Annotated in this window: 18 protein-coding genes; 7 read left to right on the top strand and 11 right to left on the bottom strand. The window is 69.0% G+C overall.

What is annotated here, in order from left to right; all coding sequences use genetic code 11:
* Positions 1-5: 5 nt before the first annotated feature.
* On the bottom strand, positions 6-2324 hold the full coding sequence (locus NC7_RS23285) for an FdhF/YdeP family oxidoreductase (protein WP_067986638.1): 2319 nt from the start codon (positions 2322-2324) through the stop codon (positions 6-8).
* A 285-nt stretch (positions 2325-2609) separates the two neighbouring features.
* Here NC7_RS23285 and NC7_RS23280 point away from each other — a divergent pair, with 285 nt between their 5' ends.
* The 3 genes from NC7_RS23280 to NC7_RS23270 are packed head-to-tail and all read left to right on the top strand — an operon-like array spanning position 2610 to position 5351.
* Positions 2610-3734, top strand: a complete 1125-nt coding sequence (locus tag NC7_RS23280; protein ID WP_236573632.1) for an FUSC family protein — start codon at positions 2610-2612, stop codon at positions 3732-3734.
* 6 nt (positions 3735-3740) lie between these two features.
* The gene (locus NC7_RS23275) at positions 3741-4667 is read left to right on the top strand and encodes a LysR family transcriptional regulator (RefSeq protein WP_067986636.1); all 927 of its coding nucleotides are present in this window, start codon (positions 3741-3743) and stop codon (positions 4665-4667) included.
* A 48-nt stretch (positions 4668-4715) separates the two neighbouring features.
* On the top strand, positions 4716-5351 hold the full coding sequence (locus NC7_RS23270; protein WP_067986635.1) for a DUF1345 domain-containing protein: 636 nt from the start codon (positions 4716-4718) through the stop codon (positions 5349-5351).
* Positions 5352-5422: 71 nt separating this feature from the next.
* Here the strand turns inward: NC7_RS23270 and fdhD are convergent, their stop codons facing one another.
* A complete protein-coding gene (fdhD, locus tag NC7_RS23265) occupies positions 5423-6259 on the bottom strand; it encodes a formate dehydrogenase accessory sulfurtransferase FdhD (RefSeq protein ID WP_067986633.1) in 837 nt (278 codons plus the stop codon).
* Between the two features lie 129 nt (positions 6260-6388).
* Here fdhD and NC7_RS23260 point away from each other — a divergent pair, with 129 nt between their 5' ends.
* Complete coding sequence (locus tag NC7_RS23260; RefSeq protein ID WP_084458732.1) at positions 6389-7177, top strand: LLM class flavin-dependent oxidoreductase; 789 nt, start codon at positions 6389-6391, stop codon at positions 7175-7177.
* A gap of 87 nt (positions 7178-7264) precedes the next feature.
* Entirely contained in the window at positions 7265-9667 is a 2403-nt protein-coding gene (locus tag NC7_RS23255) for an excinuclease ABC subunit UvrA (protein ID WP_067986631.1), read from the top strand.
* Here the strand turns inward: NC7_RS23255 and NC7_RS23250 are convergent.
* On the bottom strand, positions 9660-10787 hold the full coding sequence (locus NC7_RS23250) for an NADH:flavin oxidoreductase (RefSeq protein WP_067986629.1): 1128 nt from the start codon (positions 10785-10787) through the stop codon (positions 9660-9662). The genes NC7_RS23255 and NC7_RS23250 overlap by 8 nt on opposite strands.
* A gap of 109 nt (positions 10788-10896) precedes the next feature.
* On the opposite strand from NC7_RS23250, the gene NC7_RS23245 reads away from it, so the two are divergent.
* On the top strand, positions 10897-11361 hold the full coding sequence (locus NC7_RS23245; protein WP_067986627.1) for a MarR family winged helix-turn-helix transcriptional regulator: 465 nt from the start codon (positions 10897-10899) through the stop codon (positions 11359-11361).
* A 105-nt stretch (positions 11362-11466) separates the two neighbouring features.
* Here the strand turns inward: NC7_RS23245 and NC7_RS23240 are convergent, their stop codons facing one another.
* The 6 genes from NC7_RS23240 to NC7_RS23215 all read right to left on the bottom strand — a co-directional run bounded on the left by NC7_RS23240 (position 11467) and on the right by NC7_RS23215 (position 20250).
* Positions 11467-13743, bottom strand: coding sequence for an ATP-binding protein (locus tag NC7_RS23240; protein ID WP_067986625.1), 2277 nt, complete (start codon positions 13741-13743; stop codon positions 11467-11469).
* Between the two features lie 121 nt (positions 13744-13864).
* Entirely contained in the window at positions 13865-14677 is an 813-nt protein-coding gene (locus tag NC7_RS23235) for a poly(ethylene terephthalate) hydrolase family protein (RefSeq protein WP_157102145.1), read from the bottom strand.
* Between the two features lie 28 nt (positions 14678-14705).
* Positions 14706-15869 carry a PucR family transcriptional regulator gene (locus NC7_RS23230; RefSeq protein WP_067986621.1) on the bottom strand — a complete coding sequence of 388 codons (1164 nt, stop codon included), beginning with the start codon at positions 15867-15869 and terminating at the stop codon, positions 14706-14708.
* A 95-nt stretch (positions 15870-15964) separates the two neighbouring features.
* Positions 15965-17890 (bottom strand): sensor histidine kinase, encoded by a 1926-nt coding sequence (locus NC7_RS23225; RefSeq protein ID WP_067986620.1) that lies wholly within the window; start codon positions 17888-17890, stop codon positions 15965-15967.
* 101 nt (positions 17891-17991) lie between these two features.
* Positions 17992-19374 carry an ABC1 kinase family protein gene (locus tag NC7_RS23220; protein WP_067986618.1) on the bottom strand — a complete coding sequence of 461 codons (1383 nt, stop codon included), beginning with the start codon at positions 19372-19374 and terminating at the stop codon, positions 17992-17994.
* 144 nt (positions 19375-19518) lie between these two features.
* Positions 19519-20250: a PaaX domain-containing protein, C- domain protein gene (locus tag NC7_RS23215; RefSeq protein ID WP_201449921.1), complete on the bottom strand. Its 732-nt coding sequence runs from the start codon at positions 20248-20250 to the stop codon at positions 19519-19521.
* 61 nt (positions 20251-20311) lie between these two features.
* On the opposite strand from NC7_RS23215, the gene NC7_RS23210 reads away from it, so the two are divergent.
* On the top strand, positions 20312-21154 hold the full coding sequence (locus NC7_RS23210; RefSeq protein ID WP_067986709.1) for an SDR family oxidoreductase: 843 nt from the start codon (positions 20312-20314) through the stop codon (positions 21152-21154).
* A gap of 9 nt (positions 21155-21163) precedes the next feature.
* Here the strand turns inward: NC7_RS23210 and NC7_RS23205 are convergent, their stop codons facing one another.
* On the bottom strand, positions 21164-23059 hold the full coding sequence (locus NC7_RS23205) for an alkyl/aryl-sulfatase (RefSeq protein ID WP_067986614.1): 1896 nt from the start codon (positions 23057-23059) through the stop codon (positions 21164-21166).
* A 64-nt stretch (positions 23060-23123) separates the two neighbouring features.
* Positions 23124-24875, bottom strand: a complete 1752-nt coding sequence (locus NC7_RS23200) for a SulP family inorganic anion transporter (protein ID WP_084458729.1) — start codon at positions 24873-24875, stop codon at positions 23124-23126.
* Between the last annotated feature and the right edge of the window lie 7 nt (positions 24876-24882).

Genomic DNA, 24882 nt, shown 5'->3' with positions numbered 1-24882 from the left:
GGGGTTCAAGCCGAGCGGTTGACGGTGACCTTCACGTTCTTCATGATCGGCTGATCGCTCTGCGTGCTGATGTCACCGATGGCGCACAGCACATTGAGTTCGGGCATGTATCCGGCCGCGCAACCGCGCGGAATGTCGTAGGGGACGACCTTGTAGTTGTGGACCGACCGGGTGCTGCCGTCGCGGGCGATGCTGGTGATGTCGACTTCGTCGAATTCCGACAGACCGCGTTCTCGCATGTCGTCGTTGTTCATGAAGACCAGCGTGCGCAGATTCTTGATACCGCGGTAGCGGTCGTTGTCGGAATAGATGGTGGTGTTCCACTGATCGTGGGAACGCAGCGTCGCCAGTCGCAGCGTGCCGGGTTCCTGGGTGAGATCGGGCAGTTCCACCGACGAGAATTCCGCCTTGCCCGACGGTGTGAGGAAGATCAGTTCCCGGGCGGGTTGTTTGATGCGGAAACCCAGTGGCAGGCGTACGCGGCGATTGAAGTCCTCGAATCCGTCGAGTACCTCCGCCATCTTGTCGCGGATGCGGTCGTAGTCGTCGACGTAGTGATCCCACGGCGTTTTGCTGTGGGGGAGTGCGGCTTTCGCGATTCCCGCGAGGATCGCCGGTTCCGAGAGCAGATGTCGGGAGGCGGGTTTCTTCATGCCTTTGGACAAATGCACCATCGCCATCGAGTCCTCGACCGAGGTCTGTTGCAGGCCGCCGCGCTGGATGTCCTTCTCGGTGCGACCGAGGCACGGCAGAATCAGGGCCTCGGTGCCGTGCACGAGGTGGCTGCGGTTGAGTTTCGTGCTCACCTGAACGGTGAGTTCACATTTGCGCAGGGCGTCGTAGGTGTAGGCGGTGTCGGGTGCGGCGAGGGCGAAATTGCCACCCATCGCCATGAACACCTTCAGCTTTCCGGCCTGCATGGCCTCGATGCTGGCCACGACGTCGTAGCCGTCGGCGCGGGGCGAGGTGATACCGCAGGCGGCGTCGAGCCGGTCGAGGAATCGCGCGGGCGGATTGTTGTCGATACCGCAGGTCCGGTTGCCCTGCACATTGCTGTGCCCGCGCACCGGCGACGGGCCCGCGCCCTCGCGGCCGAGATTGCCGCGCAACAGCAGCAGGTTCACGATCTCACGCACGGTGTCGACACCGTGCTCGTGCTGGGTCACCCCGAGGCACCAGCTGATGATGCTGCGGTCGGCGTCGCAGTACACGCGGGCGGCCTTGCGCACGTCGGCCTCGGTGAGCCCGGACTGTTCCTCGATCGACGACCACGGCGTGGCCTCAACGGCGGCGCGGTATTCCTCGAAGCCGTGGGTGTGGCGTTCGATGAACTGGTGATCGAGCGCCTTCGGGTCGGATTCGGCTTCCTCGAGTACGGCCTTGGCGATGCCACGGATCAGGGCGAAGTCGCCGCCGATGCGTGGCTGCAGGTTCAGGGTCGAGGTCTTGGTGGAGTGGAAGGTGGCCATGCTGAGGATCTCGTGCGGGATGATCGTGCGGGTCGCACCCGCCTCGACCAGCGGGTTTATGTGCACGATCCGCGCTCCACGACGGTCGGCCTCGGCCAGTGCCGTCAGCATGCGCGGCGCGTTGGAGGCCGCGTTGACACCGAGGATGAACAGGGCGTCGGTCGTTTCCCAGTCCTCGAGGTCGCAGGTGCCCTTGCCGGTTCCCAGTGAGGCCTGCAGTGCGCGCCCGCTCGCCTCGTGGCACATGTTCGAGCAGTCGGGCAGATTGTTGGTGCCGAGTTCGCGGGCCATCAGTTGGTACAGGAAGGTTGCCTCGTTGCCGAGTCGCCCGGAGGTGTAGAACGCCGCCAGATTCGGGTCGTCGAGTTCGCGAAGAGCCTTGCCCGCCATCTCGAACGCGTCGTCCCAGCTGATCGGAACGTAATGGTCGGTCGCCGGGTCGTAGCGCATCGGCTCGGTGAGCCTGCCCTGATTCTCGAGGTCGAATTCGCTCCAGGTGGACAGTTCCGACACCGAGTGCTCGGCGAAGAATTCGCGCGTCACCCGTTTGTGCGTCATCTCCCAGGTGACGTGTTTGATGCCGTTCTCACAGATGTCGAGATGAATGCCCTTGATCGAATCGGGCCACGCGCACCCCGGGCAGTCGAAACCGCCGTTCTCGTGGTTCATCTTGATGATGGCGCGGGTGCCGAGCAGTGGCTCTTTCTCCTTGCCGATCATGAACTCGGTGACGGCTTTCGCGGCGCCCCAACCGGCTGCCGGGTGATGGTACGGCGTGAATTCGGGGGTGGCCGCACGGTCGCGAGCACCGCTCGGGCCGCCGTCGAGGTCGAACTCTCGATCCGCATCGCTCATGACAGTCCCTTCGACGATTTCGAGGCCGGTCTTCGCGTCCGCCGGGAATTCTCTCCCCTGCGGGTCACGATTCGAGGTAGGCAGGCCGTCATCATCGTCGCGGTCCCACGGTGGTCGTGGCCAAGACCGACTTCCGACCGCTCGATAGGCCCGATTTATCGGCGCCGCCCACGGGGGAATTCGGCTGATGTGCCCGGTTTCGGCCGGTTGACGGTGTGAGAGCCGCTGGGGCACTGTGATCCCTCGGCCCTACGGGCGTGCCCGCGACCGACCCTCGGAGGAATCTTGCGCACCACGGTGAATACGGCGCGCGCGGTGTTTCGGCGATTCGTCACCGATATCGATCATCTGCCCGCCGCCCGCGTCTTCGTCGGTTTGGCGATCCCGGGACTGGTGCTGGTCGCTATCGGCCGCACCGACCTGCTCATCTACGCGGTGTTCGGATCCTTCACCGGCATGTACGGCTTCGCCGAGGCGCCGAGGCAACGCCTCACCCACCAGTGTGCGGCGGCGGTGCTGCTCGTCGGCGCGGTCGGGGCGGGCATCCTGCTCGGTCGCCTGCACACGCCGCCCGCGGTGCTGGTGTCGGCGGTCGCCGTGTTCGCCGCGCTGGCCTCACCGGTCACCGACCGGCTCGGGCTGCGGCCGGAGGGTCCGTTCTTCGGGATCTTCGCCTTCGGGGCCATCGCGATGGTGGCCGACACCCAGCGCCAGCCGCTGCTCGCGCTGCTGATCTGCGCGGGCACCGCGGTGCTGTGCATCGCTGTCGGATATCGGGAATCCGCCCGGAAAGTACGCCGTGGTACGGCCTCCGCCGCACCGATCCGGTGCCGACCACATCGCCGGGGCATCGACTCGACGACCCACGCGGCGCGCTACGCGCTGGCGATCTCGGTGTCCGGTGGCATCGGGCTGCTGCTCGGTGTGGGGCACGCCAATTGGGCCATGGCCGGGGCGGTCGTGCCGTTGGCGGCGGCGACCGCGCGCGACCGGATGACCCGAGGCGTGCACCGGGTGGTCGGTACGTTTCTCGGCCTGCTCGTCGCCGCGCCGTTGCTGATGCCCGGACCGAGCCCGGCGATCCTTGGACTGGCGATCATCGCGCTGCTGTATCCGACCGAACTGTTCATGGCCCGCCACTACGCGGTGGCGCTCGGTTTCTTCACGCCGCTGATCATGGCCATGACCGAACTGGCCGAGCCGACCGATCCGCTGACCATGCTCACCGAACGCGGCCTCGACACGGTGATCGGGGTGGCCGTCGGATCAGCCGTCGCATTGCTGATTCGGGATCCGGCGCCGCATACTGACGACATGGCTGATGACGATCAGCGGTACCACCGCGCCGCACACGCGCTCGAGATCGCCCGGGTGCGCACCGCGGCGGCCGACGCCCGCGACGACGGCTAGGCAGGCGTGCTCTTCCGTCAGCTCGAGTACTTCGTGGCGCTCGCCAGGGAACGTCACTTCGCCCGCGCGGCGTCGTCCTGCTACGTCTCCCAGCCCGCGCTGTCCGAAGCGCTGCGCAAACTCGAGCGCGAACTGGGCGTGCCGCTGGTCCGGCGCGGACATGCCTTCGAGGGACTCACCCCGGAGGGGGAGCGGCTGGTGCTGTGGGCCCGGCGGATCCTGGCCGACCGCGACGCGCTCGAGCACGAAGTCGCCGCCCTGCGAACAGGTCTGACCGGTGAAGTGCGGATCGGGGTGATTCCGGCGGCGGCGAGCACCGTCGCATTGCTCACCGATCCGTTCTGCGTCGAACATCCGCTGGTCCGGGTACGGCTGGAGACCACTCTGCGCTCACTGGAGATCGTCGAGCGAATCCGCCGGTTCGAACTCGACGCGGGCATCATCTACGAGCGGGGAGTCGACACCGGTGGACTCACCCGCACCCCGCTCTACACCGAACGGCACGTACTGCTGGCGGGCGCCGACCTCCTCGCCGGGCGGACCGGGACGATCACCTGGTCCGAGGCGCTGGAAATGCCGATGTGCCTGCTGCACAAGGAAATGCGGGGACGCCAACTCCTCGACGAGGCGCTGGCCGCACGCGGTCTGCGGGCCGCACCGCAGGTCGAGGCCGACTCCGTGGTCGCCTTGCTCGCGCACGTGAGCACCGGGCGCTGGGCCTGTGTCGTGCCCAAGCCCTGGCTGCGCGGCCTGCCCGCGCCCGCCGGGGTGCGCGAGCTCGCCCTCGCCGATCCGGTGGTCACCGCGCGGATCGTGCTCGTCACCGCGGCGGGGGAGCCGGGTTCGGTTCTCGGCTCGGCACTGGTCAGGACGGCGGGCGAGATCGACCTCGCTGCCACCCTCGGCGATCCCTCGGACACCGCACCGAGCTGACCGTCGATCAGCCCGACGACACCGCCCCGTTGGGTACGCTCCTCCGGCATGAGCAGTCCGTTGCTGTTGTCGGCGGTCACCCGCTTGCTCGGGTCTGTCGTGATCGGTGTCGCGGTGGGTGCGCTCACCGGCGTCGGTAGCGGTTCCGCGCTCGGCGTGCTGGTCGGCATCGCCACTACCGCAACGGTTTTCGTCGTCACCGGCTGGTTCGCGCTCTGGCCGATGGATGCCGAGCGGACCAGGACCAACGCCCGGCGCGAGGACTTCCGGCCACTGATCGAAGAGACCTCCGTCGTCGTCGCGGCACTGAGCGGGCTCGTCGCCATCGTGCTCATCCTCGTGCTCGGCAAGTCCGGGGAGGGACACGTCGCGGCGGCGACGGCCCTGGCCGGAGTGTTCGCGGCCTGGGCGGCCGTGCACCTGATGTACGCCGCGCGGTACGCCTACCTGTTCTACGAAGCGCCGACCGGCGGCATCGACTTCAATTCCGACGCGCCGCCCGCCTACCGGGATTTCTTCTATTTCAGTTACAACCTGGGCATGACCTACCAGGTCTCCGATACCGACGTCACGAAGCCGCGGATCCGGTCCATCGTGCTCCGGCACTGCCTGCTGTCCTACGCCTTCGGCACCGTCATCCTGGCTACGACGATCAATCTCGTCGCCGGGATCGTCAGCACCTGAGCGGCGGTGACCGAATACGCCTCGATGATCTCGGTCGCGAGGTGTGGGCCTTGGTTTTCCTCGTTCGACGCTCAGGTGACCGCGTGCAGAGCCAACCGCCGCGCGCCGGTGTACACGTTCATCGACTCACCGCGCAGGAACCCGATCAGTGTCAGCCCGTGGTCGGCGGCGAGATCCACGGCCAGCGAGGACGGCGCGGACACGGCGGCCAGCACCGGGATACCGGCCATGAGCGCCTTCTGCACCAGTTCGAACGAGGCCCGTCCGCTGACCATCAGCACGGTTTCGCGCAGCGGCAGCGCGGCGGCTCGCACGGCGGCGCCGATCACCTTGTCGACCGCGTTGTGTCTGCCGACGTCTTCGCGCAGCGACATCATCGATCCGTCGGCGGTGAACAGTCCGGCCGCGTGCAGGCCGCCGGTGGTGTCGAAGACCCGCTGCGCGTCGCGCAGGCGGTTCGGCAGGGTCGCCAGGAATTCCGGCGTGCAGCGCACCGGATCGTCGGCCACCGACCAGGTGGTGGCGGTGCGTACCGCGTCGAGACTGGCTTTGCCGCACAGACCGCACGAGGAAGTGGTGTAGAAATTGCGTGCCAGCGACGGGTCCGGCGCCGCGACACCGGGTGCGAGCACCACGTCCACGACGTTGTAGGTGTTGGCGCCGTCTGTGGTCGCCCCCGCGCAGTAGCGGATCGCCGCGATCTGATCCGGCGAACGCACGACACCTTCACTCACCAGGAAGCCCGCCGCCAAATCGAAATCGTTGCCGGGCGTGCGCATGGTGACGGTGAGCGGGCGGCCGCCCACCCGGATCTCGAGCGGTTCCTCGGTCACCAGGGTGTCGGGACGTTCGCTGTGGACGCCGTCCCTGATGCGCAGAACTGGTCGTCGCGCGGTCACTCGCCCCACTGTGTTCTCCGCTTCTCTGGTCGGATCGCAGGTGCTGCTCGAGACAGTCAAGGGCGCCGGGCGATCGGCGTCAAAGTCGCCTCACCGATCAGTCGACAACCGTGACCTATCGTCGCCTATCCTGCGGATATGGTCATGCGTCACGGGGTGTACCTGCCGCCGTTCGGTGAGCTCGCCGATCCGCGCGTGCTGGCCGACATCGCGGCCGAAGCCGAATCGGCCGGTTTCGACGGCGTCTTCGTCTGGGACCACGTCGCCAGGGCCGATGAACCCGACCTCGCCGTCGGCGATTGCTGGATCGCGCTGGCCGCGATCGCGGCCGCGACGAGTCGGGTGCTGTTCGGGCCGAGGGTGACGCCGCTGTCGCGGCGGCGACCGCAGGATGTGGCCAGGGAGACCGTCGCGCTCGACCTGCTCAGCGGTGGTCGGCTGGTGCTCGGTGTCGGACTCGGTTCCGACGCGACCGGTGAGTTCTCCCGGCTCGGCGAGGTCGACGGTGGACGTGAGCGCGCGGCGCTGCTCGACGAATCGCTCGCGGTGATCACCGCGCTGTGGTCCGGTGAGACCGTGCACCACCACGGACCCGCCTACGAGGTGGACGGCCTGCGCTTTCTGCCGACACCCGTGCGGCAACCGCGCATACCGATCTGGGTGGCCGCGCAGTCGGTGCGCCGCGCGCCGTTGCGCCGTGCCGCGAGATACGACGGCCTCTGTCCGGAGGCGAGCCCGGACAGGCTCGCCGACATGCTGGCCGTCGTCGCCGAGTATCGCGGCGACCTGGACGGCTTCGACGTGGCGGTGGCCGCGACCGAGGATCGCGACGCCTACGAACGCGCGGGCGCGACCTGGTGGTTGCGCTCGCTGCCGATGGGCGTTTCCCGCGCGGAGGCACTGTGCGCCGTCCGGCGTGGGCCGTGACTCGAAGACCTGAACTCTGTCTGCCGGTGGATACGCGCCGCGACTGAGGACCGTGCGGGTAGGGGCGCGGGGGTAGGCTCGACAGCTGTGGATTCGCACGAGGTCGATTCTTCGGTTCGGGTGCGTGGTGCCCGGGTCCACAATCTGCGGAACGTCGATGTCGACCTGCCGCGCAACGCTCTCGTCGCGTTCACCGGCGTGTCCGGGTCGGGGAAGTCGTCACTGGCCTTCGGCACGTTGTACGCCGAGTCGCAGCGGCGGTATCTGGAATCGGTCGCACCGTATGCCCGCCGGTTGCTGAACCAGGTGGAGGCGCCCGATGTGGACGAGGTGTCGGGGATGCCGCCGACGGTGGCGCTGGCTCAGCGTCGGTCCACGCCGTCGTCGCGCTCCACCGTCGGCACGGTGAGCGCGCTGTCGAACACGCTGCGGTTGCTGATGTCGCGCGAAGGTGATTACCCCGATGGACCCGCGCGCACCGGGCCCGGACATTATCCCGAGGGAACCAACCGGCTGTACTCGGATGCGTTCTCGCCCAACACTGTCGAGGGGGCGTGTCCGCGATGCCACGGGCAGGGCGTGATCCACGAGGCCACCGAGGAGTCGATGGTGCCCGACCCGTCGCTGAGCATCGCCGAGGGGGCGATCGCCTCCTGGCCCGGCGCCTGGCAGGGCAAGAATCTGCGTGATGTCGTCGCCGCCCTCGGCTACGACATCCACCGCCCGTGGCGCGAACTCGACCCCGCCGACCGGCAGTGGATCCTGTTCACCGACGAACAACCCGTGGTCACCGTGCATCCCGAACGCGAGGCGCACCGAATCCACCGCCCCTACCAGGGCACCTTCAGCAGCGCCCGTCGCCTGCTGCGCAAAGCCCACGCCGAGTCCAAGAGCGAGAAGACCAGGGCGAAGGCCGCCGAATTCCTGCACACCACCGTGTGCCCGCTGTGTCACGGCCGCAGGCTCAAGCCCGAATCGCTCGCGGTGACCTTCGCCGGTCACAACATCGCCGAACTCGGCGAGCTGCCGCTGCACGAATTGGCCGAGGTGCTGCGGCCCTACACCACCGGCACGGGCGCCCTGGCCGTGCTCACCCAGGACCTGACCTCCCGGCTGGACGTGCTGATCGAACTGGGACTCGGCTACCTCGGCGTCGACCGCGAGAGCCCCACTCTCTCCGGCGGGGAACTGCAGCGCCTGCGGTTGGCCGGTCAGTTGCGGTCGGGGCTGTTCGGCGTCGTCTATGTGCTCGACGAACCCTCGGCCGGGCTGCATCCGGCCGACACCGCCGCCCTCACCACTGTCCTGCGCAGACTCGAGAAGTCCGGCAACAGTGTCCTTCTCGTCGAACACGACATGGATGTGGTGCGCCACGCCGACTGGGTGGTCGACGTCGGTCCTGGCGCGGGCGTCAACGGTGGGCACGTGCTCTACAGCGGGGAAGTGGCCGGTCTTCGCGAGGTGCCCGATTCGGTGACCCGGCGTTATCTGTTCGGCGAGGTGGCGCGCGAACCGCGGGTGCCGCGCGTGAGCGTCGCCACGCTGGCGTTGCGTGCGATCGAGATCAACAACGTGCACGGTGTCGATGTCGACCTGCCGCTCGGCGTGTTCACCGCGGTGACCGGGGTGTCGGGTGCGGGCAAAACCAGTCTGCTGCGGGCGATTTCGGCGGGCGCTGCCGCTGATCCGGTCGTCGATCGGGTGGTCGAGGTGGATCAGGCGCCGATCGGTCGCACCCCTCGGTCGAACCTGGCCACCTACACCGGGCTGTTCGACACCGTTCGGGCGTTGTTCGCCGCCACCCCCGAGGCGCGCTCACGCGGCTACGGCGTTGGCCGGTTCTCGTTCAATGTCGCCGAAGGGCGCTGTCCCACTTGCCAGGGCGAGGGCTACATCACCGTGGAACTGCTGTTCCTGCCGAGCACTTACACACCCTGCCCGGACTGCCACGGCGCCCGCTACAACCCGGAAACCCTCGAGATCACCTACCGCGACACGACGATCGCCGGTGTCCTCGACCTGACCGTCGAGCAGGCCGAGCCGTTCTTCGCCGACGTCCCCGCGGTGCACCGCGCGCTGCACACGCTCCTGGACGTGGGTCTCGGCTATCTGCGGCTCGGTCAGCCCGCCACCGAACTGTCCGGGGGCGAAGCCCAACGGGTGAAGCTCGCCACCGAACTGCAACGCACCCGGCGCGCGGGCACGCTGTACCTGCTCGACGAGCCGACCACCGGTCTGCACCCCGCCGACACCGAAGTGCTGCTCGCCCAACTGAATTCGCTCGTCGACTCGGGCGCGACCGTGGTGGTGGCCGAACACGACATGGTGGTGGTCGCCCAAGCCGATCACGTGATCGACATCGGGCCCGACGGTGGCGCCCGGGGCGGCCGGATCGTCGCCAAGGGCACCCCGGAGCAGGTCGCGGCCGCACCGGGCAGCCGTACCGCGCCCTATCTGGCGGAAGCGCTGGGAGTTTCCGGCCCTAGCTGAGCGTCTTCAGGGCCGCGGCGTCGTAGGGCTTCAATTCGTCGAAGCGGCCCGCGAGGACCTTCGAGGCCCACTCGGGATCCTGCAGCAGCGCGCGTCCGATCGCGACCATGTCGAACTCGTCGCGCTCCATGCGTTCGAGCAGATTGTCGATGCTGCCCAGTTCCGCGCCCTGCCCACGGAACGCGTGCAGGAAGTCGCCGTCGAGACCGACCGAGCCGACCGTGATGACGGGCTTGCCGGTGAGCTTCTTGGTCCAACCGGCCAGATTCAGATCCGAGCCGTCGAATTCGGGGAGCCAGTAGCGTCGAGTGGAGGCGTGGAACGCATCGACCCCGGCCGCGACGAGCGGGGCGAGGATCGCCTCCAACTCCTGCGGCGTCTGCGCCAGGCGCGCGTCGTAGGCTTCCTGCTTCCACTGCGAATACCGCAGGATCACCGGGAATTCCGGCGAGACGACCGCACGCACGGCCCGCACGATCTCGGCGACGAACCGGGTCCGGGCCACCGCGTCCCCGCCGTAGGCGTCGGTGCGGCGGTTCGTGCGCGACCACAGGAACTGGTCGAGCAGATAGCCGTGCGCGCCGTGCAGCTCCACGCCGTCGAATCCGAGGCGCTGCGCGGCCGCGGCGGCGTCGGCGAAGGCGGCGATCACGGCGTCGAGGTCGGGCTGGGTCATCGCGTGGCCCGCGCCCTCGGTGCCGTCGACCCGGATACCGGAGGGGCCCATGGGAGGCGCGTCGGGGTAGGGCGCTTCACCGTGGTTGCGGACCATGCCGATGTGCCACAGCTGCGGGACGATGGTGCCTCCGGCCGCGTGCACATCGGCGACGACCTTCGCCCACCCGGCCAGCTGGTCCTCCCCGTGGAAACGCGGGACGCGATCACTCTGGCCCGCCGATTCATGGCCGACATAGGTTCCCTCGGTGACGATCAGGCCCACGCCTGCCGCGGCGCGGCGGGCATAGTAGGAGGCCACATCGGCACCGGGGACACCGCCGGGGGAGAACATCCGGGTCATCGGCGCCATGGCGATCCGGTTGGGGACGGTCAGCCCGTTCAGGGTGACGGGTCGTGAGAGGACCTGCGTCGCGCGGGTGGCGTCGGACACGGTGACGGTCATGAATACTCCTGCTTACTTGAGAAAGTCGAAGGTTGAGAACTTCAAGCAATGCCGCCACCGTAAGCCGAGATATTTGAGATCGTCAAGTTTTTGGCGCTAGGCTTGACCCATGCCAGACGCTCCCCGCGACGATCCCGCCCAGCTCATGGAGCTGTTGTCGGTGTCGCTCGGCGTGTACTACGGAGATTTCACCGCCGCGGCGGCGGCCGAGCAGCTCACCGCGAGCCAAGCCAAGACACTGACCGTCCTGCGCCGGGGGCCCATCGCCATGCGGGCGCTGGCCGAGACCCTGTCCTGCGACGCCTCCAACATCACCGGCATCATCAACCGGCTCGAGAAGCGTGGGCTCGTGCGGCGGGAGACCAGCGCGGCCGATCGGCGCGTCACCCACCTCGTCATCACCCCGGAGGGCGAACGGGTCACCGACACGATCCGCGCGCAGATGCGCGTCACCCGCGCCGGTCTCGAGCGTCTCGACGCGGAGCAACGCCGCGAGCTGTCGGCCCTGTTGTCGGAGGTGTTTCTCGCCCGTCCCGACCGCGCGACCTCCTGCCGGTCACCGATCGGCGGGTGAACACCGCACGGACGTTTCGTCAGTTGTCGGCACCGAGTGCGCGGCGCCTTTCGCGGTGTCACCGTCGGCGATCCGAGTCGGGCGCACGTCGGGGTACGGGAAGACTCAGGTGGCGCCTCGGGCGGCCACCCAGGTGGCGATCTGGGCCCGGTTCGACGAGCCCAGTTTGGTGAGGATGTTGCCCACGTGGGTGTCGGCGGTGCGGGGCGCGATGACCAGGCGGGCGGCGATCTCCTTGTTCGTCAGCCCCGTCGCGACCAGGCTCGCCACCTCGTATTCGCGAGGGGTCAGGGGCGCGATGTCGACGGGATGGCGGATGGTCGGGTCGCGGTGCGGGGTCAGCGCGAACTCGACGGCCTCGGCGATCGGCATGGCCTGTCCGGCCAGGAACGTGGTCTCGAACCGGTCGGCGCCCAGCGCCCGCATCGAGGCGTCACGGAACAGGGTGTGTGGGCGCACGAGGACCACCTCGGGGTCGGCGCCGAGCTGGTCCCAGGCGGCCGCCGCGACACCGAAGAGGGTCGCGGCGCGCAGGTGCTGGTCGCGCGCCGAGGCGACCCACGCCAGTGCCTCCACGTGGTAGGCGTCGCCGAATCTGCTGCCCCAGCGGCGCGAGATCCGCAGGGCGGTGTGTCCGGCTCGCTCGGCGGGGTCGGGATTGCCGAGCATCACTTCGATCAGCGAGATGGCGAACAGGTAGAGGCCGCGATAGTAGTAGTCGCCGTGCTCCTCGCACACCCGCACCGCCTCGCGCAGTTCCTGGAGCCGCCCGGTGGGGTCGGCGGCGGCCGTCGCCAGCGCGTAGATGTTCCAGGCCCCCATCGATTCGCGCAGGTGCCCGTGGCTGCGCAGGGTGTGGGTCGCGTCCCAGGCGAGCGTGGCCGCTTTCTCGTTGTCGAGGTCGATCTTGGCCGCGGCGGCCCGAGCGGCGCGGGCGAGGGCGATCACGACCGGGTCGCCGGAGCGGGCCGCCGCGAGGTCGGCCTGATCGAGTTCGCGATAGGCGCTGTCGCGGTCGGTCATCCAGATCGAGTGCAGCGCGAGCACAGCCCACCCGCGCGCCGCGTGCGGTGAGTCCGGCGCGGCCCGCAACGCGCGCTGCAACCAGACCTTCACCAGTTGATCCGAGCCTGCCATGCGCCAGAACTCATCGACGCAGGCCGCCATCTCCAGCGCGGTCTCGGCCTCGCCCGGCGTCTCGAGCGACCATTCCAGCGCCAATCGCAGATCGTGCTGGGACAGCTGCAATCGCCGCACGTGTTCGTACTGCTTCTTGCTGAAGAACTCCCGGTCGGCCAGCAGGGTCAGCTCCCGGAACCAGTCCCGGTGCCTGCGGGTGACGACGTCGGTCGCACCCTCCTCGGTCAACTTCTCGGCACCGAACTCGCGCACCGGCTGCAAGAGGCGATAGTGCGTCAGGTCGTCGCCGCGCCGTTCGAGGATCGATTTGTCGACCAGCGAATCGACGACCGCCACCACCGGCGCGGCCGATCGGGTGTCGGCGCAGACGTATTCGGCGGCCTCCAGCTCGAACCAGTCCTGGAAGACCGACAGGCGTGCCCACACCTGCTTCTCGTCGTCGGTGCACAACCGGTAGCTCCAGTCGACTGTGTTGCGCAGCGTCTGATGCCGGTCGGGCACCCCGTGGGTCCAGGCCGTCGGCAATGTCAGCCGACACGGCCAGCGGGCGAGGACCTGCGCGGGCGACAACGAGCGATGCCGGGCCGCCGCCAGTTCGATCGCCAGCGGGATCCCGTCGAGCAACCGGCACAGGTGCGCGATGTCGGCGGCGTTCGACGCGGTGACGCGGAAATCCGCGCGCACCGCCCTGGCCCGGTCGACCAGCAGGGCGACCGCCGGATACTCGGCGATCCGGGTGGGATCGTCGAGATCCGGCGGTGGGACCGCCAGCGGCGGCAGCCGATACACCTGCTCGCCCGCGACACTGAGGGTCTGCCTGCTGGTGACGAGCACAGTCACCCCGGGGCAGGTCGCGAGCACCTGGATGACGAAGTCGGCGCAGCCGTCGAGCAGATGTTCGCAGTTGTCGAGGACGAGCAGCGGCGCCCGGCGAACCAGATGGTCGAGCACCCGCTCGGTGGCGGATTCACCGGCCTTGATCCGCAACCGGAGCGCTTCCGCGACCGCTGTGCCGACCTCGTGGTCGTGACGCAATCCGGACAGCTCCACGAAGTGGACGCCGTCGTCGTAGTCGGCGGCGAGCTGTCCGGCGACCTTGCGGGCCAGGCGGGTCTTGCCGAGTCCGCCCTGGCCGGTGACGGATACCAGGGGGCCGCTGTCGAGCAGGGCGCGCACCGCAGCTACCTCGGCATCGCGGCCGAGGTAGCTGGTCGCCGCCGGGTCGAGCGTGCTTCGAACCATCTGCCGTTTCGGGTCGTACCGGACGACTACGGGTGTCGATCCGGCTCACGGGGGTGATCGGTCTCGGCGATCGTACTCAGCCCCGCTGGGGATGACGGCCCGAATTCGGCGAAGTGGTCATTCAGCTCAGTGCCTGCGCCTCGGCGTTGTGCAGAACCCTCGTCCAGGCGGTATCGGTGCACAGTCCGCAGTCGACACCGAGGAAGCGCGCCTTGGCGATCGTGTCGCCGAGCAGCTGGTACCGCAGCCAGTCGGCCATCACCTCCGCGTACCGTGCCCAGGCGAGGTGTCCGGCGCCGCCGAGCTCGGCGAAGATGGCTGGCACCTGGTCGGCCTTGTCGAACAGCGGCATGACGATGCCGTCGGCGTCGACGATGCGGTCGGTCTCTCCGGCGAGGAACAGTGCGGGCCCGACCATCTCGGCGGGTGCGGCCAGCGGGCCGGGTTGCAGGGCCAGCACGGTGCGCACCATCGCGTCGTCGCCCGCGTTGATCGCGCCCGCACCACCCTGGGAATGACCCGCCGCCGCCACCTGGTCGGTGGCGACCCTGCCCGAGTACACCGTGCCTGGGGCCTCGTTGCGCCGCAGCAGTTCCCGGCCGCCCGCCAGCATCTCCGCCCCCGAGTTGGCCATCGTGGTGTTCGCGGCGACGACGATGAAACCCGCCGCGGCCCAGGGTTTGAGCAGGGTGTCGGCGTAGACGCCCGGACCGGCGCCGGTGCCGTTGCCCCAGAGCACGACGGGGTGGCGGGTGGTGCCGAGGTCGGTGGGACGGTACACCGTGTGGTCGGCCCAGCGGTCGACCGTCACCGCGCTCGTCGGGTCGGCCACCGGCGAGAATTCTGGCGCGGTCGGGCTCGCCATCGCCGGTGCTCCTGCCAGCAGGCCGGTCACCGCGACCGCCGCCGCCAGGGTTGTGCATCGGAAAAACATCGTTGTCCTTTCCTACGGTGCCGCGGTGTCACGCGGCCGGATCGTGCAACCCGGACACCACCAGCGCGGAGCGCAGGTACCACAGATCGGCGCACCGGGTGGCGTCGTAGCCGGTCAGTTCGGCGATGCGTTTGATGCGGTAGTCGATCGAGTTGGTGTGCAGGTGCAGCATGGTTGCGGTGCGTCGCCGGTTCAGGTTGTTGGCGACGTGGCAGCGCAGTGTTTCGAGGAGCTCGGGGTGTCCGGCCAGCGGCTCGAGCACGGTCTCGAGGTGGTCGCGGGCCGGACCTGGCCGGGTGAGCTGGTACTCGAGCGCGTAGTCGCCGAACCGGTGTACGCCGCCCGCGCGGCCGAGCCGCCGGACGATCTCGAGCAGTTCGTGGGCGCACTCGGCGGCCTCGGCCACGTCGTCGAGGTCGGCGAGCACGACCGCCACCGTCACCTGACGACCGGCGGCACGGGTGAGAGCGGCCGCCAGGACATCGATGTCGGGATCGGTGTGGCTCGGCACCAGGGCGGTCCCGCCGCGCGGTGACAGGGTGAGCAGGCACTCGCCGTCGCAGCGGCGGTCGAGTTCGGCGCGCATGCGGGTGAGCGCGCGCCGGGCGCGCACCCGTTCGTCGACGCCGTCAGCGGGGCCGTTCGTCGGCTCGCCCGCGATGCTCAGTGCCAGCACCCAGTACTCGTCGGCCAGCTCGACACCGCAGTCGCGGGCCACGGCGCGCGACTGGGTTCCCGCGATGATCTGTTGGGCCAGCGCGTCTTTGGTGTGCTCGGTACGCCCGGCCAGCTCCAGGGTGTGACGCACGTAGGCACCGGACACCGTCGCGGTGGCGTGGTCGAGCAGGTCGACCACGTCGATCGCGGCTCCGGTCAGCTCGAGGGCGATGCGCGCGCACCGGTGCAGGGCGTGCAGGATCTCCTCCACCCCGATGCCGTCGCGCGCCCACTCCACCGTCGCGTGTTCGAGGCGGGCGAGCGGGTCGGTGGTGGCCGCCGCGGCGCCCGAGGCCGCGATCAGTTCGAGACAGACCCGGCCGATGGACCGGATCTGCTGGGGGCGCAGAGTATTTCGACCAGTCGATCGGGCGAAGGCGGTCCGGACCAGACGGTCGATCGTCGGTTCCTGTGCGGTGTGTACCGGCGCCGATCTGCTCAGGAGGACGGTGCCGGAGGGTGTCCGAGGGGCCATACGTCGAGCGTGCCGGGTGGAGTGCGTCGGCGACATCGGTAGAACTGCGTATCTCCGCACCAGCGGATGCGTAGTCGGTCGCAGCGGGACGGGCCTCACCGGGACACGGTCCGTGTGCCGGGGTCGGCGACGGTGGGCTGGGGTCCGTCGATGAGGGTGGTCGGGACGAGCACGATGGCGCGCACCCCGCCGTACGGTGAGTCGGTCAACCGCACCGACACCGCGTGGGTACTCGCGAGCTGGGCGACGACGAACAAACCCATCCGCGAATCGCGCGACAACGTGGCGAACCCGAAGTCCGGTGGGGCGGCGAGCAGGGTGTTGTACCGCTCGAGTTCGGTGTCGGTGAGGCCGATGCCCTGGTCGGTCACCTCGACCGCCACACCCTTGCCGACCACACCGGCGGTGACCTCGACCATTGTGGTCGGCGGGGAGTAGGCGGTGGCGTTGTCGACCAGTTCGGCGATCAGATGGATCAGATCGGCCACGGCGGTTCCGCGCACGCGCGCCTCGGGCACCCCGCTGACCCGCACGCGCACATAGTCTTTCGTCTCACCCACCGCGCTACGCAGCACGTCGAGCAGTGGCACCGACGTGGTCCAGCGGCGCCCCGGCCTGCTGCCGCCGAGGATCAACAGGTTCTCGGCATTGCGGCGCGCGCGGGTCGCGAGGTGGTCGAGCTGGAAGTACACCTCGAGCAGGGCCGGGTCCTGCTGTCTGCTCTCGGCCTCGTCCAGGATCTCGAGCTGACGGTGCACCACCACCTGACTGCGATGGGCGATATTGACGAACACCGACCGCACGCCCTCCCTGGTGCGCGCCTCCTCGACCGCCGCGCCGACCGCGACCTTCGCGGCCTGTTCGAAAGCGGTGGCCACCGCGCCGATCTCATCGGTGCCGAAGTCGAGGACGGGAGCGAGTTCGGTACTCTCCCCGGCTTTCGCCCGCCGGATCGCGCGGGGCAGTTCGGTGTCGGCCACCGTGAGCGTGGCGTCGCGCAGGCGCCGCAGTCGGCGGATGATGCGATCGGCCAGCACCACCGCGACGAGCATCGCGACCACGCTGCCCACCAGCACGACGGCACCCGTGATCCAGGCGGACCGTTCGGTGCGTTGCGCGGCCTCGATGGCGGTGCCCCGGGCGCGGTCGAGATGTTCGGCGTAGGCGGCGAAGAGTTTCGTGTTGACCTCGGTGGCCGCGTCCTGCCACCGCGGCAGTGTCAGCGGCGGCTCCGGTGTCCGGGTCCGATCGGGGGCGGCGAGCCGCTGGGTCAGCGCCGACTCCATCGCCGAAACTCGCTGCCACGCAGGGGACGCGACGATCTCGGTGAGCAGCCGGTTGCGCGGCTCGCCGAATTCGGTGATCAACTGGGCGATCTCGGCCTTGTAGAACCCCACCTGCGTGGTGAAATCCTCGACCGGGAACGCCCGCCCGTCCGAACCCCAGAGCGCGACACCCATCGCATTGCCGCGCGACATCGCTTCCGTCGCGGCGAGCAGCCGCACGGCCTCGGAGATCCGCGTGGCGAACAGCGGGTCGGGTGCCACCTGCTGAGCACGCTGGAAACCGGTGTGGAACAACGCGAACGGCGCGTTGAAGTATCGGTACACCTCGACCGGCGCGAGCGTACGGCCATCGATTCCGGCCCGCACCTCGGTGATCGACGCCTGGAACTTCGCGTGCGCGGCCGGAATGTGGGGTGACGGCTCGTGTCGGCGCGCATCGGCGCGCACCAGCGCGTCGAATCCTCGGTCGACCCGCGCCCGCGCCGAAACCAGTTCCGGCACGGTCTCGCCGGTGGTGAGTCTGCGCAGCGACAGCACGCGCTCGGCCTGGGCGGCGGCGCCGAGTTCGGACGCGGCGGGACGGATCTGTTCGAGATCGTCCATCCACTCGCGGACCTGGTAACTGTCGCGGATCAGGTTGCCCGCGGTGAGCAGGCCGAGGCCGAGCAGGGTGAGGCTTGGGATGAGTGCGATCGCGAGGATTCGGGTGCGAACGCCGAGCCGTACGGAGAACATCGGGCGAACGTAGGTGCGCGCCCGGTGCTCAGTGCGGCATACGTTTCGCTCTTTGTGCCGAAATCCCACCCCGACTGTGGTTGTTCATGAAACCCACCATCTCAGGCGTTGGTGACCGTGTGCCGCCAGGCCTCGATCTCGCGACCGATCTCGGTGGCCGGTGGTTCGTCGTAGAGCCATTCGCGGGCCAGGCGATGCCAGTTCTGGGTCGCCTCGAGCTGACCGAGCGCGGTGAGGGTGAAAAGGTCGGCGCGGCGGGAGAAGACGTGTTCGGGTGGCAACAGCAGGTGGCGTACCTCGCGCCGCTGCGCCGCGCGCGGGTCGGTGGCGAGCACGACCGCGCTGGTGGCGATCTCCGGGGTGAGAGTGATCTCCTCATCGATCAGATGCCAGCCCGAGGCCGCCCACACGTATTCGAGCACCGACTCCGGCGTCACCGGCGAATCCGGGGCGATGATGCCCCGCTCCGACCAACGCCGGAACACCTCGTCGCTGTCGTAGCGGTGGGCCGCGCGGATCACCTGCCGCTCGAATTCGAGATCGGCGCGCTCGATCGTGTTGTACAGGCCGAAATCGACGAAGCCGACGCGGCCGTCGTCGGCGAGCAGCACATTGCCCGGATGCGGGTCCGCGCAGTACTCCCCGTCGCGGAACATGCCGGTGAGGTAGAAGCGGTACACCAGTTCACCGATTCGATCGCGGCGCGTGGCGGGCAGGTGGCGGATCTGGTCGAAGGAGATGCCGTCGACGAACTCGGTGACCAGGACGTTGTCGGCGCAGAACTCCCCGACGGCGTCGGGGACCAGGATGAACGGGTGGCCGCGGTAGCGCGTGGCGACCCGGTGCTGGTTGACCGCCTCGCGCCGGTAGTCCAGCTCGGCGACGATATTGCCGGAGATCTCGGCGAGCACCTCGGTATCGGCGGCCGAGGGCAGAAACGACTTCCACAGCCCGCTGAAGAACTCGAGATTGCGCATGTCGGCGTGCACGGCGCGATCCACGCCGGGGTACTTCACCTTCACCGCCACCACCCGCCCGTCGCGCAGCCGCGCGCGGTACACCTGGCCGATCGAGGCGGCCGCCACCGGTTCCTGGTCGAAATCGGCGAACACCCGGCTCAGCCTGCCGAGGTCCTGTTCGATCACCGCGCGCATGTCGGCGAAGGGCACCTCGGGCGCGCTGTCACGCAGACTCGCCAGCTTCGTACGGAACATCTCCCGGTGTTCTTCCGGGATCAGGTCCAGATCCAGGACCGAGGCCATCTGTCCCAATTTCATGGCCGCGCCCTTCATTCCGCCCAGCACGGTGACGATCTGCTGGGCCGCTTGCAGCGTCGACCGTTCGGCCAGTGTGCGGCGCGCCTGTTCGGTTCGCCCGATCATCGCCAACCGGGTGCCGAGCCCGCGTGCCGCCTGCCCCGCGGCCAATCGACCCAGCCGCGCGCTGCGGGACAGCCGTCCGGTCGGTACCTGCTTGTCTGCCATGGGTGCCTCTTCTCCCGCGATACCCTCTGCGGCATTCTCTGCTGTCGCCGCGGTTCTCACAGGCAGACCCGCGCGGAATTGTGCCGGATCACCAACGCTGTCGTGGCCGAGCACGAAGGCCGCGCGGGGGAGTGCCGCCGCGTGTCAGTCCTCGCTGGCGCGACTCAGTTCCTGGAACCACCGCAGATACGACGTCGTCGCGTCGCGGAGTGCGTCGACCGCCCAGTGCGTGGGGAGCAGGTCGGCGGGCAGTGCGGGGTCGGTGGTGAGCAGATCCAAACCCGCGCACACGGCCGTGAATCGGGCATCGCCGTCGGTGGTGCCGATGACCGCGAGCAGCGTACGGGCGCGGTCGGCGATGTCGGTCAGCGGCCACAGCCGAGCACACAGCGCGGCCGGGTCGTCCACCGCGCGCAGCCGCAGCGCGAGGGTGGTGTCATCGAGGTCGCGCAGGTCGCGCGCGAGGTTGGCCGGGCGCATCCAGACGCCTTCGCGCAGTTCGCCCAGGCGCAGCGAGAGCAATCTCGCACGCAGTGCCGCGCGGTCGGCGGCGGACCGCCCGGTCGCGGTGATGACGACCTGTTCCCAATCGCCCTGCCACGGCACCGTCGGGGGCGCCAGGAGATCGTCGCGTCGGGCACGCAGGTGTGGGGCCAGGGTGTAGACGCGGTTCGCGCGCACGAGGTCACCCGCCGCGACCATGCGCGACACCGCGACGCGCACCGTGGCCTCGGGGTATCCGGCGGCGGTCGTGGCGGCGCAGATCTGGTGTGCGGTCATCGTCGGGGAGTCGGCCGCGATGAGGATGCGGATCAGCGCCGATCGCGCCGACACCGGGCGGATCCGCACGTCGGCGCCGGTGACATCGGATTTCACGGCTCGAGTGTACATATTTCACTATTGCTACAACTGTTCTGGATATGTAATGTCGCTGAGCATGACGACATCTTCCACCCCGTTGGCCGGACGCACGATGATCATGTCGGGAGGCAGTCGAGGCATCGGGCTGGCCATCGCCCTCGCCGCCGCGCGCCAGGGCGCCAACATCGCACTGCTGGCCAAGACCGATGTGCCCGACCCACGGCTGCCCGGCACCATCCACACGGCGGCGGCCGAGATCGAGGCCGCTGGCGGGCAAGCGCTGGCGGTGGTCGGCGACGTCCGCGACGAAGCGTCGGTCGCCGACGCGGTGCGCCGGACCGTGGAACGGTTCGGCGGCATCGACTACTGCGTCAACAACGCGTCGGCCATCGCGCTCGCCCCGACCGAAGAGTTGCCGGTCAAGCGGTTCGATCTCATGCAGCAGATCCAGGTGCGCGGCACCTACCTGCTCACCAGCGCCTGCTTGCCGCACCTGCGCCGCAGCGACAACGCGCACATCCTGAGCCTGTCGCCCCCGTTGAATCTCGCGCCCGCCTGGCTGGGCGCCCACCCCGCCTACATGGTGGCGAAGTACGGCATGTCCCTGTTGACGCTCGGTTGGGCGGCCGAGTACGCCGAGCACGGGGTCGCCGCGAACTGCCTGTGGCCCGAGACACTCATCGCCACCGCCGCGGTACAGAACCTGCTCGGCGGCGACGAGGCGATCGCCAAGGCCCGCACCCCGCAGATCGTGGCCGACGCGGCGGTGGCGATCCTCGGCAAGGACGCGCGAACGGTCACCGGCAACACCTTCCTGGACGTGGAGGTGCTGCGCGCCGAGGGCCAAACCGACTTCTCCGGCTACGGCGGTGGTGACGCTCTCGAATATGACATCTTCGTCGACCCGCCGCAGTCCTGAGCTCGCCGCTCAGGGAGTGACGATGGCGAAGTCCGGGTCGGGGGCGTCGAGGTAGCCGACCAGTTCGGTCAGCGCGCCCGCGTTGCCCTCGACGGTGACCTGGCCGGTCGCGATCATCGCGGCCAGGTCGCCACCGGCGAGCAGCGCGCTGCCCAGGTCGGCGGCGCTGAGGGCGAAGGTCGTCGGCGCGGGTGGGAGGTCGGTGTCGACATCGAAGTGGACCAGCAGGCCGTTGCGCAGGTGAGTGCGGTGCACCACGCCGGTGTCGGTGATCCGCCAGTCCACGACGATGTCGGCCGACCAGGCACGCGGCCCGTCGATCAGGAGCGCGACGGCATCGAAGACCTGCTCGACGGTCAGCTGGTTCATGAGGTCGGGGGCGGCCGCGACGGTCGGAGTGCCGATCCCGCCGTTGCGCAATTCGTAGGCGCCCATCAGGAAGAAGTTGCGCCAGGTGCCGTTCTCGCAACCGTAGCCGAGCTGTTCGAGGGTATCGGCCTGCAACGCCTTGGCCTCGGCGTTGTCCGGTTCGGCGAAGATCACGTAGTTCAGTACCTGGGCGGCCCAGCGGAAGTCGCCGTCGGCGAAGGACTTGCGCGCTTTGGCGACGACCTCGTCGGCGCCGCCCATGAAGTCCACGTGCCGGACAGCCGACTCGACGGTGCTGTGCTGCCACAGGTCGGCCGGGTTGCCGTCGAACCAGCCCATGTAGCGCTGATAGATCGCTTTGACGTTGTGACTGATCGACCCGTAGTAGCCGTGGGCCGACCAGTTGTCCGTCAGCGCCGGGGGCAGGGGGAAGTCTTCGGCGATCTCGGTTCCGGTGGCGCCCTTGTTGATCCAGCGCAGGGTCTGGTCGTGCAGGTAGCCGTAGAGGTCGCGCTGGATCGACAGGTACTCGGTGAGCCGTTCGGTGCCCCAGGTCGGCCAGTGGTGCGAGGCGAACACCACGTCGGTCCTTGCGGCATAGCGGTTGATCGCCTCGGTGAGGTACTTCGACCACACGTGGGGATCGCGCACCAGGGCACCGCGCAGGGTGAGCAGATTGTGCAGGGTGTGCGTGGCGTTCTCGGCCACGCACAGCGCGCGCCGGGCGGGGAAGTAGAAGTTCATCTCCGAGGGCGCCTCGGTGCCGGGAGTCATCTGGAATTCGATGGCCACCCCGTCGATGGTGACGGCCTGACCGGTGTGGTCGATCGACTCCGTCGGCGTGATCAGGCTCGGTAGACCGGTCGAGGTGGTCTGGCCGAGACCCGCGCCGACGGCGCCCCTCGGTCCGCGTGGCAGTGCGGCGCCGTACATGTAGGCCGCCCGCCGGGCCATGGCGGTCCCCGCGTAGACGTTCTCCTCGACGGCGTGCTCGGTGAACCCGGCGGGAGCGACGATCACGCAGCGTCCCGCGTCGACGTCGGCCTGGGTGGTCACCCCTTTGACGCCACCGAAGTGGTCGATGTGGGAGTGCGAGTAGATGACTCCGACCACCGGGCGATCACCTCGGTGTTCGCGATACAGCGCCAGCCCGGCGGCCGCGGTCTCCACCGAGATGAGGGGATCGACAACGATCACCCCCGAGTCGCCTTCGACCAGTGTCATGTTCGACAGATCGAGCCCTCGGACCTGGTAGATGCCGTCGGTGACCTCGTACAGCCCCTGCTTGGCGGTCAGTTTCGACTGCCGCCACAAACTCGGGTGCACCGTCGGCGGGCAGTCGTCGTCGAGGAAGGAGAACGACGCGCAGTCCCACACCACCTCGCCGTCCGCGTTGCGGATCTCCGGTGGGACGAGCGCGGCGATGAACCCGCGATCGGCGTCCGCGAAGTCCTTGGTGTCGCCGAACGGCATCGTGCGCAGTGCCTCGGCGTTGCCTGCCTCGACGCTCTCGGAAGCTTCCCGCGGACTGGTCATCGGATCCCTTTCCCCTGCGTTCGGTCCTCTCCCAGCGATGTGCCGGAGGTCTGCTCCCGCAGCATCACATCGAAGGCGGCCGTGGCGCCTCACCCGCTTCGGGTGAATCGCCGCCCCCGGCCTCTCGTCGGTGGTCCTGACCTGAGTCGGGGAGGTCGGCCGCCGCCTCGGCGACCGTCGGGTACACCCGGATGGGGGTCGCGCCCTCGACGGCGGAGCCGAGTTCGGCCCCGAACTGGGCCACCGAGCGGGCGATGCGGAAGTCGATGCGTTTGCGTGCCAGCTCTTTTCGCAGGTCGAGTAGCATGTCGGCGGCGGTGACGTCCAGGGACGGCGAGGTCTCGGCATCGAGCACCACCAACTTCGTCGTGTCCGTGCACAGTGCCTCGACGCGTTCGCGCACGAAGTCGGCATTGGCGAAGAACAGCCCGGATTCGACCCGCACCACCAGCAGGTCGGGGCGGGTGGGCAGGTCGGGGTGTCTGGCCCTGTCCACCCAGAGCGAACCGTCCCTGCCCAGTTCGGCGACGTGCGGTTGGGAGGCGCGGTAGACCAGCAACAGAACCGCGACACCGATACCGATCAGCAGTCCTGGCAGCGTGTCGAACAACAGCACACCGAGCAGGGCCGCCATGGCGGCGACGAAATCGGCGCGCGCGGCGTGTCCGTAGATGCCGCCGAGCAGGCTGTTCCACACCCCGTAGAGCCTGCGCAACGCGCGGACATCGACGAGTTCGACGACCGCGGCGATCACCACCGCCGCGAGGGTCGCCTCCGGCAGCTTTTCGAACAGGCCGGTGAGAAACAGCAGCGTGAGGATGGTCAGCCCGGCCACCACCAGGCCGCTGAGCTGTGTCTTCGCCCCCGCGCCCCCGTTGACGGCGGTCTTGGACAAGCTGCCGTTGACGACCATGCCCGAACTCATCCCGGAGCCCAGATTGGCGGCGCCGAGGCCGAGCAGTTCCCGATCGGGGTCGATCTGGTAACCCGCTTTGGCCGCATAGGTTTTGGCGGCACCGAGCCCCTCGGCGAAACCGATCAGGATCACGCCGACCGCCGGACCGAGCAGGTCGAGATAGTCGCCGAGCGAGAGCGCGTCGGGCAGACCGAGCCGGGGGAGACCGGCGTCGATGTGCCCGACGATGGCGACACCCTCCTCGTCGAGACCGAGCACGTGCACGGCGGCGATCCCGAGCACCACGGCCAGCAGGGAGCCGGGCACCATCGGCAGCCAGTGCCGCACCGCCAGCACAAGAGCCAGACTCGCGATCCCGATAATCGTTGTGCGCCAATCCATTCCGCCCAGGTTGCGCAGCACACCCCAGGCTTGCTCGAAGAAGTTGCCGTCGTGCTTGTGCAGTCCGAGCAGCTTGGGTACCTGACCGATGATGATGACGAGGGCCAGCCCGACGATGAACCCCTTCAGGACCGGTCCGGAGATGAAGTTCGCGATGAACCCCAGCCGAGCCAGCCCGGCGAGCAGGCCGACGATGCCCGCGCAGATCGCCAGGGCGGCGGTCAACGCGATGTAGCGGCCGCCGTCGGCACCGGCCAGCGGGGCGACGATCGCCGCCGACAGCGCCGCGGTCGCCGACATCGGCCCGACCACCAGGTGCCGCGAACTGCCCGCCAGCGCGTAGAGCACCAGAGCGGGCACCGCCGCGTACAGTCCGACCACGGGTGGCACGCCCGCGATGGAGGCGTAGGCCAGCGCCTCGGGTACCAACACCGCCCACACCGTGAGTCCGGCGATCACATCGGGACGCACCCAACCCCGGCGATAGCCCCGCAGCGAGGAGAAGACCGCAACCGCCATCGGCCGC

Source organism: Nocardia caishijiensis NBRC 108228 (assembly GCF_001612825.1).
In the GTDB taxonomy this organism is placed as follows: Bacteria; Actinomycetota; Actinomycetes; order Mycobacteriales; family Mycobacteriaceae; genus Nocardia; species Nocardia caishijiensis.
This window is presented reverse-complemented; position numbering and strand designations above follow the sequence as displayed.

Excerpts from the sequence above, each read along its gene's own strand:
- NC7_RS23230 (WP_067986621.1), bottom strand. The coding sequence starts at position 15,869 with ATGGCCCCTCGGACACCCTCCGGCACCGTCCTCCTGAGCAGATCGGCG.
- NC7_RS23235 (WP_157102145.1), bottom strand. The coding sequence starts at position 14,677 with ATGTTTTTCCGATGCACAACCCTGGCGGCGGCGGTCGCGGTGACCGGC.
- NC7_RS23240 (WP_067986625.1), bottom strand. The coding sequence starts at position 13,743 with ATGGTTCGAAGCACGCTCGACCCGGCGGCGACCAGCTACCTCGGCCGC.
- NC7_RS23220 (WP_067986618.1), bottom strand. The coding sequence starts at position 19,374 with ATGGCAGACAAGCAGGTACCGACCGGACGGCTGTCCCGCAGCGCGCGG.
- NC7_RS23245 (WP_067986627.1), top strand. The coding sequence starts at position 10,897 with ATGCCAGACGCTCCCCGCGACGATCCCGCCCAGCTCATGGAGCTGTTG.
- NC7_RS23210 (WP_067986709.1), top strand. The coding sequence starts at position 20,312 with ATGACGACATCTTCCACCCCGTTGGCCGGACGCACGATGATCATGTCG.
- NC7_RS23285 (WP_067986638.1), bottom strand. The coding sequence starts at position 2,324 with ATGAGCGATGCGGATCGAGAGTTCGACCTCGACGGCGGCCCGAGCGGT.
- NC7_RS23205 (WP_067986614.1), bottom strand. The coding sequence starts at position 23,059 with ATGACCAGTCCGCGGGAAGCTTCCGAGAGCGTCGAGGCAGGCAACGCC.
- NC7_RS23270 (WP_067986635.1), top strand. The coding sequence starts at position 4,716 with ATGAGCAGTCCGTTGCTGTTGTCGGCGGTCACCCGCTTGCTCGGGTCT.
- NC7_RS23200 (WP_084458729.1), bottom strand. The coding sequence starts at position 24,875 with ATGGCGGTTGCGGTCTTCTCCTCGCTGCGGGGCTATCGCCGGGGTTGG.
- NC7_RS23225 (WP_067986620.1), bottom strand. The coding sequence starts at position 17,890 with ATGTTCTCCGTACGGCTCGGCGTTCGCACCCGAATCCTCGCGATCGCA.
- NC7_RS23250 (WP_067986629.1), bottom strand. The coding sequence starts at position 10,787 with ATGACCGTCACCGTGTCCGACGCCACCCGCGCGACGCAGGTCCTCTCA.
- NC7_RS23260 (WP_084458732.1), top strand. The coding sequence starts at position 6,389 with ATGGTCATGCGTCACGGGGTGTACCTGCCGCCGTTCGGTGAGCTCGCC.